16 protein-coding genes and 1 riboswitch are annotated in these 14,938 nt (G+C 43.9%); of the genes, 11 read left to right on the top strand and 5 right to left on the bottom strand.

Annotation, left to right across the window (positions count from 1 at the left end):
- Position 1: 1 nt before the first annotated feature.
- Both RRU94_RS07735 and RRU94_RS07730 read right to left on the bottom strand, forming a co-directional pair.
- On the bottom strand, positions 2-1,042 hold the full coding sequence (locus tag RRU94_RS07735) for a taurine ABC transporter substrate-binding protein (RefSeq protein WP_315691186.1): 1,041 nt from the start codon (positions 1,040-1,042) through the stop codon (positions 2-4).
- 28 nt (positions 1,043-1,070) lie between these two features.
- Entirely contained in the window at positions 1,071-1,859 is a 789-nt protein-coding gene (locus RRU94_RS07730) for an ABC transporter permease subunit (protein ID WP_315691185.1), read from the bottom strand.
- A 316-nt stretch (positions 1,860-2,175) separates the two neighbouring features.
- Here RRU94_RS07730 and RRU94_RS07725 point away from each other — a divergent pair, with 316 nt between their 5' ends.
- From RRU94_RS07725 to RRU94_RS07700, 6 genes are all read left to right on the top strand, one after another.
- Entirely contained in the window at positions 2,176-2,601 is a 426-nt protein-coding gene (locus tag RRU94_RS07725; protein ID WP_315691184.1) for an RrF2 family transcriptional regulator, read from the top strand.
- 242 nt (positions 2,602-2,843) lie between these two features.
- On the top strand, positions 2,844-3,035 hold the full coding sequence (locus RRU94_RS07720) for a YezD family protein (protein ID WP_315691183.1): 192 nt from the start codon (positions 2,844-2,846) through the stop codon (positions 3,033-3,035).
- A 103-nt stretch (positions 3,036-3,138) separates the two neighbouring features.
- Positions 3,139-4,197 carry a sulfate ABC transporter substrate-binding protein gene (locus RRU94_RS07715; RefSeq protein ID WP_315691969.1) on the top strand — a complete coding sequence of 353 codons (1,059 nt, stop codon included), beginning with the start codon at positions 3,139-3,141 and terminating at the stop codon, positions 4,195-4,197.
- 64 nt (positions 4,198-4,261) lie between these two features.
- Complete coding sequence (cysT, locus tag RRU94_RS07710) at positions 4,262-5,092, top strand: sulfate ABC transporter permease subunit CysT (protein ID WP_315691182.1); 831 nt, start codon at positions 4,262-4,264, stop codon at positions 5,090-5,092.
- An 11-nt stretch (positions 5,093-5,103) separates the two neighbouring features.
- On the top strand, positions 5,104-5,967 hold the full coding sequence (gene cysW / locus RRU94_RS07705; protein ID WP_242235980.1) for a sulfate ABC transporter permease subunit CysW: 864 nt from the start codon (positions 5,104-5,106) through the stop codon (positions 5,965-5,967).
- Between the two features lie 14 nt (positions 5,968-5,981).
- Positions 5,982-7,031, top strand: coding sequence for a sulfate/molybdate ABC transporter ATP-binding protein (locus RRU94_RS07700; RefSeq protein WP_315691181.1), 1,050 nt, complete (start codon positions 5,982-5,984; stop codon positions 7,029-7,031).
- A 78-nt stretch (positions 7,032-7,109) separates the two neighbouring features.
- Here the strand turns inward: RRU94_RS07700 and RRU94_RS07695 are convergent, their stop codons facing one another.
- The gene (locus tag RRU94_RS07695; protein WP_315691180.1) at positions 7,110-7,736 is read right to left on the bottom strand and encodes a YitT family protein; all 627 of its coding nucleotides are present in this window, start codon (positions 7,734-7,736) and stop codon (positions 7,110-7,112) included.
- Positions 7,737-7,894: 158 nt separating this feature from the next.
- Between RRU94_RS07695 and RRU94_RS07690 the strand changes: the two genes are divergently transcribed.
- The 4 genes from RRU94_RS07690 (at position 7,895) to RRU94_RS07675 (ending at position 12,195) form a co-directional block, all read left to right on the top strand.
- Positions 7,895-8,332 carry an Lrp/AsnC family transcriptional regulator gene (locus RRU94_RS07690; RefSeq protein ID WP_315691179.1) on the top strand — a complete coding sequence of 146 codons (438 nt, stop codon included), beginning with the start codon at positions 7,895-7,897 and terminating at the stop codon, positions 8,330-8,332.
- Positions 8,333-8,496: 164 nt separating this feature from the next.
- Positions 8,497-8,701: riboswitch (cobalamin riboswitch) on the top strand.
- A 171-nt stretch (positions 8,702-8,872) separates the two neighbouring features.
- Entirely contained in the window at positions 8,873-10,408 is a 1,536-nt protein-coding gene (locus RRU94_RS07685; protein WP_315691178.1) for an ABC transporter substrate-binding protein, read from the top strand.
- Positions 10,405-11,343 carry a nickel ABC transporter permease gene (gene nikB, locus RRU94_RS07680; protein WP_315691177.1) on the top strand — a complete coding sequence of 313 codons (939 nt, stop codon included), beginning with the start codon at positions 10,405-10,407 and terminating at the stop codon, positions 11,341-11,343. The genes RRU94_RS07685 and nikB overlap by 4 nt, the downstream gene beginning before the upstream one ends.
- Positions 11,344-11,355: 12 nt before the next feature.
- Complete coding sequence (locus RRU94_RS07675) at positions 11,356-12,195, top strand: ABC transporter permease (RefSeq protein WP_410492979.1); 840 nt, start codon at positions 11,356-11,358, stop codon at positions 12,193-12,195.
- 83 nt (positions 12,196-12,278) lie between these two features.
- Here the strand turns inward: RRU94_RS07675 and RRU94_RS07670 are convergent, their stop codons facing one another.
- Positions 12,279-13,115: an alpha/beta fold hydrolase gene (locus tag RRU94_RS07670; RefSeq protein WP_315691175.1), complete on the bottom strand. Its 837-nt coding sequence runs from the start codon at positions 13,113-13,115 to the stop codon at positions 12,279-12,281.
- A gap of 82 nt (positions 13,116-13,197) precedes the next feature.
- Positions 13,198-13,620: an organic hydroperoxide resistance protein gene (locus RRU94_RS07665; protein WP_315691174.1), complete on the bottom strand. Its 423-nt coding sequence runs from the start codon at positions 13,618-13,620 to the stop codon at positions 13,198-13,200.
- 459 nt (positions 13,621-14,079) lie between these two features.
- Between RRU94_RS07665 and RRU94_RS07660 the strand changes: the two genes are divergently transcribed.
- Positions 14,080-14,922: an STAS domain-containing protein gene (locus tag RRU94_RS07660; protein WP_315691173.1), complete on the top strand. Its 843-nt coding sequence runs from the start codon at positions 14,080-14,082 to the stop codon at positions 14,920-14,922.
- Positions 14,923-14,938: the final 16 nt, after the last annotated feature.

The raw sequence follows: 14,938 nt of genomic DNA, 5'->3' as shown, positions 1-14,938 counted from the left end.
GTTATTGATGGGGAGCTTGAAGGAGGGCTTGTTTATATGCCTCCAAATCAGGTGCGCTCGAAATAGCTTTTTGTTCAACAAGGAAATCTGCTGTTTCTTTAAGCGTTTCTGCGAGCGGTCCATTAAAATATTCCTTTTGCTTTGAAGCATCCAGCCAAACAATTTGTTTCATTGTAACTAAGCTTTCTTCAGGAGTAAGGCCCAGCTCTTTTGACAGAAGTTCGGCAGACTCTTCGGGCTTTTCATTGTAATATTTAACGGCTTCATCTAATGCATCAACATAACCATCTACAATAGATGGATACTTTTCTGCAAAATCGTTGTGGACGATTCCAAGTTCAGCTGTAAGCACGCCTTGTTCTGCTAGTTTGCCGGAATGTGTAATAACCTTGCCTTGTTCTGCGATGAGCTTAGATTGAATAGGCTGCCAAATGTAGGCACCATCAATATCTCCGCGCTGCCACGCAGCATAAATATCAGGCGGCTGCATATCAAGAAGTGTGATATTTTCTTTTACAGGATCAATTCCTTCATTTTTTAGTGCACCAAGTAAGCTATAGTGTGAAGTTGAACTAAAGGTTGTAGCAATTTTTTTTCCTTTTAAATCCTCTAATGATTGGATGCCAGAATCCTCTTTTACAACCAGTGCCTCACTTTCTCCAATGATGTCATGAAGATAATAGACTTTATAAGGCATATTGCTGGCAACACCAATGGCGGCTGGCGGGGTACCAACAAGCCCAAAATCGATACTGCCGCTTGCGATAGCGTTGTTTACATCCCGTCCAGAATCAAATTTTACCCATTCAATCTCAATGTCTGGATACTTCTTTTCCAGCAGGCCAAGCGCTTTAGCGAGAAGCTCTCCGCTCGGTGAAACCTGGTATCCAAGAACAATTTTTTCAGGTGCTTTTTCGGAACTGGATCCCGAAGCCTGATCGTTTGCTTTGCCTGATGAATTTTCATTGGAGCAAGCAGCAGTGAAGATGATAAGTAATAAGAGTGCTGAAAGTAACCAAAATCCTCTTTTAATCGTTTTCATATCATGATTCTCCATTTTCTTTATATTTTTATTTGCCAACCCATGAAAAACGGCGCGATTGATAAAGGCGAAGTAAACCATCTAATAAAATGGCAATGATGCCCATTATCATGATGCCGACAAAAACAATGTCACTTCTTAAATACTTGCTTGCATCAAGAACCATCCAGCCAATACCGCTTGTTGCTGCGACCATTTCTGCTGCCACAAGGGTTGCATAAGTAATGCCTATGGCTGTTCTTAAACCTGTTAAAATATCCGGCTGGCAGGAAGGTAAAATAATATGCCACAGTATATTTCGTTTTTTAGCACCAAGAGAGAGCGCTGCGTTTATGCGGTCAACGGGCAGCTTTTGAACAGACGCAACCGTAGCAATAAATAGTGGAGCAAATGCACTTAAATATAAAAGTGCGATCTTTGATTCATCTTCAATGCCAAGCCAAAGGACGAGCAGTGCGTAATAGGCCAACGGCGGCCATGGTCGATAGAATTCAATAATTGGATCAAATATCGCTCGAATGTAATTTGAGTATCCACATAAGAGACCGAGCGGGACTGCTGTAATAAAAGCAAATAATAAAGCTGTAAAAAGACGAAACAAACTATTAGAAATGTGTGTGAAAAGAGAGGCTCCTTTATATCCTTCCGTCACCAATACAATAAATGAAGACCAAACATCCTGTGGCTTTGGAATGAAATAGGAGTCCACCCAGCCTAAATTTGTCACAAGGAACCAAATGATGAATAGAATAACAACGCTTATAAAAGAAATAAATCGAACCAGCCATTTTTTCTTTTCTAAAAATTCGCTCTTCATTTTCTGGTTTTATTCCTCCTTTGATGGATTAAACAAAAAAGGCTCCCTCATCCGAAGATGGTAAGGGAGCCTCCAGTTGACTGGTAGGTATTGTTGTTTAATCCGATTGAATTAGTAGGTTTATAATAACAAGCAGTAAATTTGCCGTCAATATAATTTTTAAAAATTTATGAAAGCATGAAAAAAGATATCTTATATTGAAAAATTTTTTGCGAAAAAGCGAAGATGCTTTTTTATTTGAAGTGTAGACATCGTGAGGGCAAATGCATATAATTTGTATAAATCCAATAGAATTAATAGGAATTGAGGTAAATAAATGAAGGTCTCTAGTCGTGGTGAATATGCACTGCGGGCGCTTATTGTGCTTGGGCAAAAAAAAGGGCTGATGCCAATCAGTGAAATATCAGAAGAAACGCTTGTCACAATAAAATACTTGGAAAAGATTCTGCTCAGTCTTAAGAAGCTTGGGTACGTCGAGAGTAAACGCGGCATTCAAGGTGGTTACTTTTTAAGCAAGTCGCCGGCAGAGATCAATATTGGTGAAGTAATCCGGCAAATAGAAGGACCATTGTCTCCAATGAGCTGTGCGAGTGTTACGGCTTATGAGCCCTGTCAGCTTGAAGGAAGCTGTTTGCTAAAGCCGCTTTGGACTCTTGTAAGAGACACGATCGCTTACGTGCTGGAACAAACAACATTAGAAGACTTATTAAAAGGACAGCTGCGTCCCGTTGTTCCTGTTTAATTCAGAAAAATATTTTTTTTGAAAAAATAGGTAGACATCATTTTCTGAATGGGCTATAATCCAATTATTCAAATAAAACAAACCGAAATACTTGGTTATAAAAAACTACATACTACGCCAATCAGACAACTGAAGGCTCCTTGTAATCTCTATCCAATATGTTTGGCCTGGCGATGAAAAGGAGCTTTTTTTGACCAAAAGTCGACTGAAAAGGTCGAGATTAAAAAATGGAGGGATGCAGCATGACAAAAAAACAAATTGATGAACAATGGATTGAACGGATTGTGAAATCACTGCAGGGAATTGAATACGGGTCAGTAGAAATTGTCATTCATGACTCACAGATTACTCAAATTGACCGACTGGAAAAACAGCGGTTTCCATTAAAAAAAAACCAAGTATACGAGAAACCAAAGCAGGTAAAAATTCAATAAATGCCGATCAGACAAACTGAAGGCAGACTCTTTTAACGATTCTTTGTTAAAAGCAGTCTGCCTTTTTATATGGATTACGAACTAGGAGAGAGAGGTTTTGGAGATGAAAAGAAAACCATTTGCTTTAACATTTTTAGCGGGTCTTACCGCAACAGCCACGATTTTGGCAGGATGCGGCAGCAATACCGAAAAGGAAAGCGGCGAAAGCGGAGCCGCTTCTTCAAAAGAGCCGGTTGAGCTTTTAAATGTGTCTTACGATCCAACACGGGAATTATATGAAGAATTTAATAAAGAATTTGCCGCTCACTGGAAAGAAGAAACCGGCCAGGATGTCTCGATTCAGCAGTCGCATGGCGGTTCAGGAAAACAGGCGCGGGCCGTTATTGATGGGCTTGAAGCGGACGTGGTGACATTGGCGCTTGCTGGGGACGTTGATGAAGTCGCCAAAGCAGGGTTAACAGCAGAAGACTGGCAGACGCGCCTGGATGACAACTCTACACCTTATACCTCTACGATCGTCTTTCTTGTCCGGAAAGGAAATCCAAAGCAGATCAAAGATTGGGATGATTTAGCGAAAAAAGGTGTATCGGTCATTACACCAAACCCGAAAACGTCCGGTGGAGCGCGCTGGAACTACTTGGCTGCCTGGGCGTATGCTGATAAAAAGTTTAATGGAGATGAAAAGAAAATTAAGCAGTTTGTAGGTGACATTTATCAAAATGTTGAAGTGCTTGATTCAGGTGCGCGCGGCTCTACGACTACCTTTGTAGAACGCGGAATTGGAGATGTCCTGATTGCCTGGGAGAATGAAGCGTATCTTTCGCTAAATGAGCTGGGCAAAGACAAATTTGAAATTGTAAATCCGTCTTTAAGTATTTTAGCGGAACCACCAGTAGCTGTTGTCGATAAAGTAGCTGAGAAAAAAGGAACAGAAAAAGTTGCCGAAGCGTACCTGGAATACCTGTATACGGAGAAAGGCCAGGAAATTGCCGCCGAAAACTATTACCGTCCACGTAATGAGGAAGTACTGGCAAAATATGAAGACCAGTTCCCGGACATCAGTCTTGTCACGATTGACGATGAATTTGGCGGCTGGAAAGAAGCGCAGCAAAAACACTTTGATGACGGCGGGACGTTTGACGAAATTTATCAGCCGAAGTAAGCATTCAAAGCGGCAGGCTTTTGCCCGCCGCTTTAGCTACCTCTAAGGAGATGCAGGTGACATAATGAGAAAGACAAAATGGAAAAAACATAGTATACTGCCGGGCTTCGGCTTATCGGTCGGCTTTACAACGTTATATGTAAGTTTGCTTGTACTGCTGCCGCTGGCCATGATTTTTGTCAATACCGCTTCTATGAGCTGGTCCGGCTTTTGGGCAGCTGTAACAGAGCCGCGGGTTCTCGCTTCTTACCGGCTGAGTTTTGGGGCCTCCTTTGCGGCGGCTTGTATCAACGTTGTATTCGGCGTACTGATTGCCTGGGTACTTGTACGGTATTCCTTCCCTGGTAAACGTGTTATTGATGGATTAGTTGATCTGCCGTTTGCGCTGCCAACAGCTGTAGCCGGCATTGCACTCACCACTCTTTACACGGAAACAGGCTGGGTCGGACAGTTTCTGCCTTTTAAAGTGGCTTTTACACCCATTGGCATTACGATTGCCTTAACGTTTATTGGTCTTCCGTTTGTAGTCCGGATGGTGCAGCCGGTTTTGCAAAATTTTGACCAGGAAACAGAGGAAGCCTCAGCTATTTTAGGTGCCGGACGGATGCAGACGTTTTTTAAAGTTATTGTCCCAGAAATTATTCCAGCGGCACTGACAGGATTTGCTTTGGCTTTTGCCCGGGCACTTGGAGAATATGGGTCCGTTGTGTTCATTGCCGGCAACATGCCGATGAAAACAGAAATCACTCCACTGATGATTATGACAAAGCTGGAACAGTATGACTATGAAGGAGCAACGGCGATTGCAGCGGTTATGCTGGTTATCTCGTTTGTATTGCTGCTGTTTATTAATGGCTTGCAGTGGTGGACAAATCGGAAATATTCACATTCTTAAGGAGGAAAACCATGGCTGGACATATCCCACTGCAGTATGGCAGCAAGCAAGCGGTCAAGCAAACAGCCCGCGAGCCGTTTATGATACGGTTTCTTTTGATCACTGTCGCACTTGCTTTCTTATTCTTGTTTCTTCTGCTGCCGCTGGCAGCCATTTTTATCAAAGCATTTGAGCAGGGGGTAGGGCTTTATATCGCTTCTATTACAGACCCTGATGCGCTTTCGGCCATTAAACTGACGCTGCTTGTGGTGGTGCTGACGGTTCCGCTCAATGCGCTGTTTGGGCTTGCCGCAGCCTGGGCCATTACCAAGTTTGAGTTCAGGGGAAAAAGCCTGCTCATTACGCTGATTGATCTGCCGTTTGCTATTTCACCGGTTATTGCAGGTTTGGTCTTTGTTCTGTTGTTTAGTACACATGGATTGTTTGGAGATTTCTTATTCCAGCATGACATTAAAATTTTATTCGCTGTACCGGGTATCGTACTGGCTACATTATTTGTTACGTTTCCTTTTGTCGCACGTGAGTTAATTCCTCTTATGCAGGCACAAGGATCCGCGGAAGAAGAAGCCTCTCTTACTCTTGGGGCGAATGGCTGGAAAACATTCTGGCTCGTTACGCTTCCCAATATAAAATGGGGGTTATTATACGGCGTGATTTTGTGCAATGCGCGGGCAGTAGGTGAATTTGGAGCCGTATCGGTTGTATCCGGCCATATTCGCGGATTAACCAACACGATGCCGCTGCATATAGAAATATTATACAATGAGTACCAATTTTCTGCCGCGTTTGCGGTGGCATCTTTAATGTCCATTTTGGCTATTGTGACACTAATCTTGAAAAATATTGTGGAATGGAAGTCCGGCCAGCATGGCTGAAGGAGGAGCAGAAGGTGAGTATTCAAATAAAGGGAGTATCTAAAACATTCGGCTCTTTTGAAGCGCTGAAAAATATCAACCTTGATATTCAAACAGGAGAGCTGGTGGCACTGCTTGGACCATCCGGCTCCGGTAAAACATCTCTTCTTCGTATTATTGCAGGTCTTGAAGAAGCAGATGACGGCGTGATCTTTTTTGGAAATGAAGAAATAACCCATATTCGCACCACTGAGCGGAAAGTCGGCTTTGTGTTTCAGCATTACGCTCTGTTTAAACATATGACTGTTTTTGACAATGTCGCATATGGCCTCAGGGTACGGTCTAAAAAAGAGCGCCCGTCTAAAAAAGATATCAAGAAAAAAGTAACGGAGCTCCTGTCACTTGTGAAGCTTGAAGCTTTTGCAGATCGTTATCCAGCACAGCTGTCAGGCGGACAGCGCCAGCGTGTCGCTTTAGCGCGTGCTCTTGCCGTGGAACCGAAAGTGCTGCTTTTGGATGAACCATTTGGTGCGCTTGATGCAAAAGTGCGCAAGGAACTGCGTCGGTGGCTGCGCCGTCTTCATGACGAGTTTCATATCACGAGCATTTTCGTTACGCATGACCAGGAAGAGGCCTTAGATGTTGCGGACCGGATTGTGGTCATGAATGAAGGAAGAATTGAGCAGATCGGAAGTCCGGAAGAAGTATATGAACAGCCGAACAGCCCGTTCGTGTATGATTTCCTTGGCAATGTAAATATATTTCATGGCCGGCTCGAAGACGGCCAATGGCGAAATGGAAATCAAGCAGACGCTGAACAGCAGGCACTTGCTTATGTGCGGCCGCATGACATTGTCATTGAGCGGGAAAAGCCGACAGAGGATGCAGTGGAAGCGAAAGTGATACACGTTCATGCCGTTGGCCGTACGGTGCATATTGAATTAAAAGAAGAGGAAGCAGACCGCTTTTTAGAAGCCGAGCTGCCGAAAGAACAATACCGGGAGCTCGACATTCAAACCGGAGAAACGGTATTTGTCCGGCCAAACCAGTTAAAAGTCTTCGTCCCGGCAGATTTTTCAATCTAAGCCCCTGTACAACTAAACAGAGGAGCAATAAAAAAACGGACCCAAGTCGGTCCGTTTTTTTTATTGCTTGATCGATCATCAGCTTGTTGCCACTGTTCCTTCTACTGAAGGAGAGGCTTCTTTTTCTTTTGCAGATTGATTGCTTGCGCCGATTTTCTGTTTAAAATGGCTGATAATACTTGAAGTAACCATAATCGATAAAACAGAAAGCGCTCCGTTTAAGACGCCGATGGAATAAAAACCGTATAGGACGACTACAAAATCAAAAAGAAAATTTAGTTTGCCGGGATTCCAGCCCAGCTTTTTCTGAAGAATGAGCGCGACAATGTTAGAGCCGCCAAGAGAGGCGCGGTTCATAAACATGATAGACAGCCCAAACCCAATAAAAACTCCCCCAACAACCGCCCCGACAGACATGGGAATTTCAAAAGCAGGAAGCCATTTATCCAGACCTGTCATCACAGACAGCAGGGTGACTGACAGTATCGTGGAAACAGTAAAATTCCAGCCCATAAAGATAATCGACAACACATAAAATGGTACATTCACAAGAAAAAAGACCAATCCAAACGGAAGATCAGAGGCATAGCTTAAAAGCAGGGACAGTCCTGCAGTGCCGCCCGTCATGACTTCACCATGCTGTAAAATCACGGCACCGATGCTTGTGAGCAGGCAGCCTAATATAATATATAGAATTCTTTTCATTGCTTTCTCCTTCTCGTACAATTTCATGCAAAATGGTTACCTTCATGATACAATCTGAATAACGATTTATATATGCAATAATGAATACATTTGATCAAATATATTTACAAATTGAATCAATTTCAGAGGTAAAATATTCATTTTGAAAAGGAGAAAAGATGGACAAAATTGATATTGATTTGCTGGCGCTTCTGCAGGAGGATGCCCGCATGACGATTAGCGAGCTTTCCAAAAAACTGGCTCTAAGCCGGCCCAGTATTACCGAGCGGCTGCACCGGCTGCAGGAGCAGGGTGTCATTGAAGGATTTTCCGCGCGGGTATCCCCCGCCAAAATAGGCAGAGATACACTGCTGATCATTCAAATCAGCGATTTGAAAGTGTCCGCCAACGAATTCGAAGAAATGATTACAGGGGATTTGGATGTTATCGAATGCCATCGGGTAACAGGGCACTTTGGTTACTTTATTAAAGCAGCCGTTGATGGAATGGACAGTCTGAGGCTGCTCGTGGACAGGCTGATGCCTTACGGTAATGTTCACACATCTATTATTCTTACATCACCGGTCACATTTCGGCCAATTCTGCCCAGGCCGTAAGAAAAGTAAGTAAACGTATAGAAAGAAATCAGCGGATCAAACAGGAAAGAAGCCAGCCGTTTGTTGACTTTTCTCTTTCTTGAACTTAACATTGAAGGGAATTTTAAAAGAAGTATGTGAGAATCATCACCGATTTTGCTGCTCAAATGATTATTCGCAAAATATGATATTATATGGAAACAGGTGCGCAACATAACATGTATTCTGCGCTGAAAAGGGAAGCCGGTTCTAATCCGGCACGGACCCGCCACTGTATGGGGAAGGATATCGGCCGTGCCGATTTCTTTCAGAAAAGCCACTGGTTAAGCCCGGGAAGGCCTGAACGAGATGCCCCAAGTCAGGAGACCTGCCTGTTTTAACATCACTGTTTGACCTACGGGACTTGGGAAGGTGGTTAGGATGCTTACGGCCGGCTGCATGGGTCTCTTTCTGGGGGATAGTGTGCAGTTCCTCCCTTTTTTAATGAAAAGCATTTCTGACCTCCAAACCTGGTCGGAAATGCTTTTTTTCGTTTATCACAACATAGGAGGTGCTCACAGGATGAGAATGAGAACACAAACATTTACTTTTCTTTTATGGATCGCGGTCGCAGGGCTGTTTTTATTATCCGGATGCGGGTCGGAAAAGGGGGCAGATGCTTCAAAGGAGCCATCAGCAACATTCGCTTTTCCTTGGAGCCCGTCAAGCCTGGATCCTCACGGGAGCGACAGCTGGGAGATCATGCGTTCAGGCGCTGGAGAAACACTGGTCAAGCTGAACAAAGAGCTGGAGCCTGTTCCGTGGCTCGCAAAGGAATGGAAACAGGAAACCCCTACGACATGGACGTTTCAGCTGCAGGAGAATGTGACTTTTCATAATGGAAAACCAATGGATGCGGCGAGTGTAAAAGCATCTCTGCAGCGGTCCATCGAGAAAGAAGCAAAAGCGAAAGACTTATTGAAGATCAAAACGATAGAAGCAGCCAGCAATCAACTGAAAATCGAAACGACCGAGCCGAATGCAGCTCTGCCCGCTCATTTAGCAGATCCATCGGTCATGATTGGGGATGCGGGGACGCTTGGAAAAAGGGGTACGTATCCAGCCCTGACAGGTCCTTTTCAAATGGAAGAGTTTCATAAAGACGAGTCGCTCATTTTAAAAAGATATGAGCAGTACTGGGGAGAAAAAGCCCTTCTTTCAAAGATTACGATCCGGTTTATTCCGGAAGGGAATACACGGCTGATGGCTCTGCAATCGGGAGATGTAGATGCAGCAGTAGACATTCCCGTTGATAACATAGACGTGCTTCAAAAAAGTAATCAGTTCGAAATATTAACAGCGCCGTCTCTTCGTACGCATATGATGCTGTTTAACGTTCAGTCTTCTGTGTTTAAGGATGCGGCATTTCGAAAAGCGGTGGACGCTTTAGTTCCCAAAGAGGAAATTGTCCAATCTGTGATGAAAGGAAAGGCATCAGCCGCAAATGGGCCATTTCCTGACTTGCTCCCATTCGGTCAGGGGGAAGAGAAAAAGGAAACAGGTTCCTTTGAAGCATTTATGAAGGAAGAAGGGTGGAAGAAAAACGAAGAGGCACGATGGGAGAAGAATGGAAAGCTCTTTGAAATAAATATGCTGACGTTTCCGCAGCGTCCGGAACTGACCGTGATGGCTGAAATCATTCAAAGTGAGCTCCTGGCAAATGGAGTCCAAGTCAACCTCCGCCAGGTCGAAAATATCGATGAAGCACTGGCAAAAGAAAAATGGGACGTGGCGATGTACAGTATGCTGACCGCTCATACGGGCGATCCAGAATACTTCTTAAACCTTTTTTACCGTTCAGACAGCAATTCGAATGTAAGTCATTATGCTTCACCTGTACTTGACCGGCTGATTGCCCAGTTAAATGAAACGGCTGATCGGGAACAGCGGAATGAGCTGGCACTGAACATACAAAAAGTCATCAACAGTGATGTGCCGCAGTCATTTTTCGTACATCCCGAAACTATTTTTGCCGTCAGAAAAGGCCTGACAGGATTTGAGCCGCAGGCAAGTGAGTTTTACTATATCCATTCTCAAATAAACGTGGCTGGCGAATGAAAATAGTGATTCGTTTCGGAGTTGAGCATATTGCCCAGCTGGTACTCATTGTTTTTTTTGTTTCATCGCTTACCTTTTGGCTCCTGCGGCTGGCACCGGGAGATCCGGCTTATTTGCTGCTCACTGCCCATAATATTCCGGTGTCAGATGAAGCGCTGGCTGATTTACGGGAAGAGCTTGGATTAACAGACAGTTTGGGCAGTCAATACATGAACTGGCTGCAAGATGCTTTCACCCTTCAATGGGGAACCTCTTACGTATCCAAAGAACCGGTCGCCAGTGAACTGCTTAGCCGGATACCCGCTACGCTGGAGCTGGCCGGTGCAGGACTCCTTGTAATGGTGCTTGTTGCCTTCATCATGGGCGGGGCAACCGCTCTTTATTCAAGCGGATGGCTCAATCGGATCGGAAGGGGTGCCGCATTGCTTGGCTCATCCGTTCCTTCCTTCTGGCTGGGCTTTCTGCTTATCTATGTTTGTTCTGTACAATTCGGCTGGCTTCCTTCAATGGGCCGGGGGACAGCTGCGCATCTTATCCTGCCGGCTCTGACACTTGGTTTAGGACTTGGTACTGTTTATGCCCGGGTGCTGCGCTCTAGTCTGCTCGAAGTAATGGATCAGCCATTTGTTCAAGCTGCAAAAGCGAGAGGATTATCAAAAAGGCGTATTTTGTTTCTTCACGTATGTAAGCATGCACTCCTGCCGGTAGTGACGATGATGGGAACAAGCTTTGCTTTTATGCTGGGGGGAAGCATGATTGTGGAATCAATTTTTTCGTGGCCGGGTTTAGGTAACTATATGATTGAATCCATTAACAAGCGGGACTACCCGGTGATTCAAGGCTATGCGATTCTCACCTCGTTTTTATTTATATCCATCCATATTGCCGTTGATCTTCTCTCTAAACTTGTAGATCCACGAATGCGCGCACGTTAGGAGGAGAGGGAACTGAAAAATATAGCTTATTCCATCAATAAGAGCTTTGCAGCGGGTGTTGGTTTATTTCTTTTGATTGCGTTAACGGGTCTGTTTGCGCCGTGGCTGGCTCCACACGACCCGCTCGTCATTAACCTTTCCGACCGGCTCGCTCCTCCAAGCTGGGATTACCCGTTTGGGACGGACCATTTAGGCCGCTGTGTTTTGTCACGTGTACTTTTTGGCACACGTGTAAGTGCTCTGTTTGCGTTTTTGATTGTTTTATGCACAGTGGTCATCAGTCTGCCAATCGGGCTGTTCACCGGTTATGTACGCGGAAAAGGCGGTCATTTATTTATGAGAGTGGTGGATGGCATTCTGGCCATTCCAGATATCGTATTAACGATTGCGATCGTCGGCGTGCTCGGTCCAGGGCTTTTCAATATGACCATTGCAATCGTTTTAGTAAGATGGGCAGGATACGTCCGCTTTATCCGCAGCCTTGTTTTGAATGTCTGCCAGGCGGATTATATTTGGTCTGCCAGAATGTCGGGAAATTCTCATATCCGTATTATGCGGCGTTATATTCTTCCTAAAGTTTCTTCACCGCTTCTTGCTTACAGCGTATTGGATACAGGAAAAGCCGTACTGTTGATGGCGGGGCTGTCATTTCTCGGATTAGGCACACAGCCGCCGGCTCCGGAATGGGGAGTTATGCTTCATGATGCGACTGCTTATTTCCAGACAGCACCGCATGTTATGATTTTTCCGGGGCTCGCTATTCTCCTTTTTGTGGCAGCCTGCCAGCTGATCGGTGAAAAGAGGGAAGTGTTAAAAGTTGATAGAGTCAAAGGGACGAAGTGGACAGCATAAGTTTGTGTGTAAAGCAGCTTTTTTGGACAAGCGGTGAAAGTAAAGAGTAAAAAAGGGAACTGACTATACAGTTCCCTTTTTGATTATTCCGCGAGAAATTTCAGTAAAGCGGTATTGAATTGTTCCCGGTGTGTAGCATTTAGTCCATGCGGTCCGCCTTCAATTACGACGAGCTGGCTGTTGGGAAGAAGTTCATGCGTCAGTTTTCCGCTTGCTTTAAATGGTACAACCAAGTCTGAATCTCCATGAATAATCAAGGAAGGTACATTAATATTAGCTACATTAGAACGGAAGTCTGTGCGTGCAAACGCGCTGACACAGTCGATCGTGCCCTTTGGCGAAGCGAATGAAGCAATATCACGGATGTAATGACGGAACTCCTCACTAACCAAATCCGTTTTGTCCCCAGCAGTAAAAAAGTTCTTGGTGAATGTTTCAAGGAAAGTAATACGGTCTTTTTCGATACTAGTTTGGAAATCGGCAATAGTGGCTTCATCCAATGCGCCTTCCGGATGGTCTTCCGATTTATACAAATATGGAGGAACCGCTGCAGCAAAAACCGCTTTCTTGACTCTTTCATCTCCATATGTGCCAAGGTAGCGTGCCACTTCGCCGCCGCCCATTGAAAAGCCGACAAGCGTCACATCACGGAGATCTAAATGCTCCAGTAGTTTGTGTAAATCCGCTGAAAAGGTGTCATAGTCATAGCCTTCCCATGGCTGTGAGGAATTCCCAAAGCCTCTGCGGTCATACGTGATGACCCGGTAGCCTGCTTCCACTAAAGCAGGAACCTGAGATTCCCAGGAGCGTCCGCTCAACGGCCAGCCGTGAATTAAAACAACCGGTTTTCCGTTTCCTACATCCTCATAGTATAGATCGATCGATGCACTATTTTCCATGCCAACCTGTATAAACGCCATATCTCCATTCTCCTTTATTAAAGCTGCCAGAGCAGCCGGAATGATGGTTTAAGGATTGCTATTTATTTCAGGAAGCGCTTGTTTATACCACTTTCAAATTGACTTCGATATTTCCTCTTGTTGCTTTAGAGTACGGGCATACTTGATGGGCAGCTTCTATAAGCTCCTGTGCCGTTTCCTTATCTACACCTTCGATTTCCACTTCGAGGTCAGCTGCAATCTTAAAGCCGTCATCTGCTTCATCATTTAAAATGGACACATTTGCCGTAACAGCAGTAGAAGTAACCCCTTTAACTCCTTTTTTGCGAATCACAAGGTTCAATGCCCCGTCAAAGCAGGCAGAGTAGCCAGCCGCAAATAATTGCTCCGGATTTGTTCCGTAGCCGCCCGGGCCGCCGAGTCCTTCTGGCGTTTTTAAATCCAGATCAAGTACGTTGTCAGAGGAAATCACGTGTCCTTGTCTGCCGCCTGATGCTGTTGCACTGCCTGTGTATAATACTGCCATGTTTACATTCCTCATTTCTTTTTGGATTTTGTGAAAGCTCATTTCATTTGTACCAATAAACTTCGGATCTTATGTAACATAAAAAAGAAAATACTTTCTGCACAAATATTTCTTCCCATGAAAAGCATTTGCTTTTTTGTTACCCTAACCCATTGATTATTTTTCCCTACTATTATTAAAGTAAACATCTTCACAAGCTAGTACGCTTGACTCTTTTCCCGAAAACCGTTTCAGCTTTTTCTTCTTATGTTTGGGTATTTTATATTGAGAAACAACCGGATGATTGAACAGTAATACATTTTCAATTCTTGTAGGTACATGGGCTTGGCAATGAATTTAATTCAGCAGACAACGGGTTTGTATAAACATCCGGGATCTAGAGATTTAAAAATAGCTACTTCATGCCTCGTAAGCTAGAATAATATATTGGTGTATAATTAATCAGCTGGAGGGCATGTCGTGCATAAAAGTAAAGAACTACAAGAATTTTTATTAGAAAAAGCCTGGCAATTAACGGAGGAATGGTACGAATCTCTAGATAAAAGTGAGACATCAGGAGTGTACGGAACAAAAGATCCTAAAGCGATCAAATTGCTCAAAGAGCAAAACTACAGCTTTCATCTGCATTTTTGCAATTTATTCGTTCAAGACGAGCCTGTCTTTTTAAAAGAGCTGGAAGGGTGGGTGCTTAAAGTTGCATCAGATGAACAGCATTTATCAACACCTGAGTATCTGATTGTGAGAGAATTCTTTAGAACGCGAGATCAATATTTGACATTTATTAACGAGTTTCTTTTTCACAACCAGGATACATATTCACAAGAAGTGATCGATTTATGGAATCACTATATTGTTAAAACAATTGATAAAATTGTGGTTTGGTATATCGAAAGATACCATGAATTCTCACTGAAAAGACTTCAAAGTCAGCAGGAAATGATTAATGAATTGAGTTCTCCAGTGATTACTCTCCATGAAGAAGTGGCCCTGCTTCCTTTAGTAGGCGATATTGATACGATGAGAGCCAAATACATTCTTGAGCAAACGCTGCAACAGTGTTATGAAAAGGGTGTAAACAAACTTTTAATTGATTTGTCTGGAGTGGTGATGGTCGATACGATGGTTGCCCACCAAATTTTCCAGTTGATCGAAAGTTTAGAGTTAATAGGCGTGCACGCTATTATCTCGGGGATACGGCCAGAAATTGCTCAAACAGCCGTTCAATTAGGGTTAAATTTTGACAATATAGATGTGTCAGCAAAATTAGCAAACTCCATCCAGGCGCTTGCGTTAAATAAGTAAAACCAGCTCCATTTTA

This window comes from Domibacillus sp. DTU_2020_1001157_1_SI_ALB_TIR_016 (assembly GCF_032341995.1).
Lineage (GTDB): Bacteria > Bacillota > Bacilli > Bacillales > Domibacillaceae > Domibacillus > Domibacillus indicus_A.
Note: the sequence above shows the minus strand (reverse complement) of the source record. Positions and strands in the feature narration are given on the sequence as shown.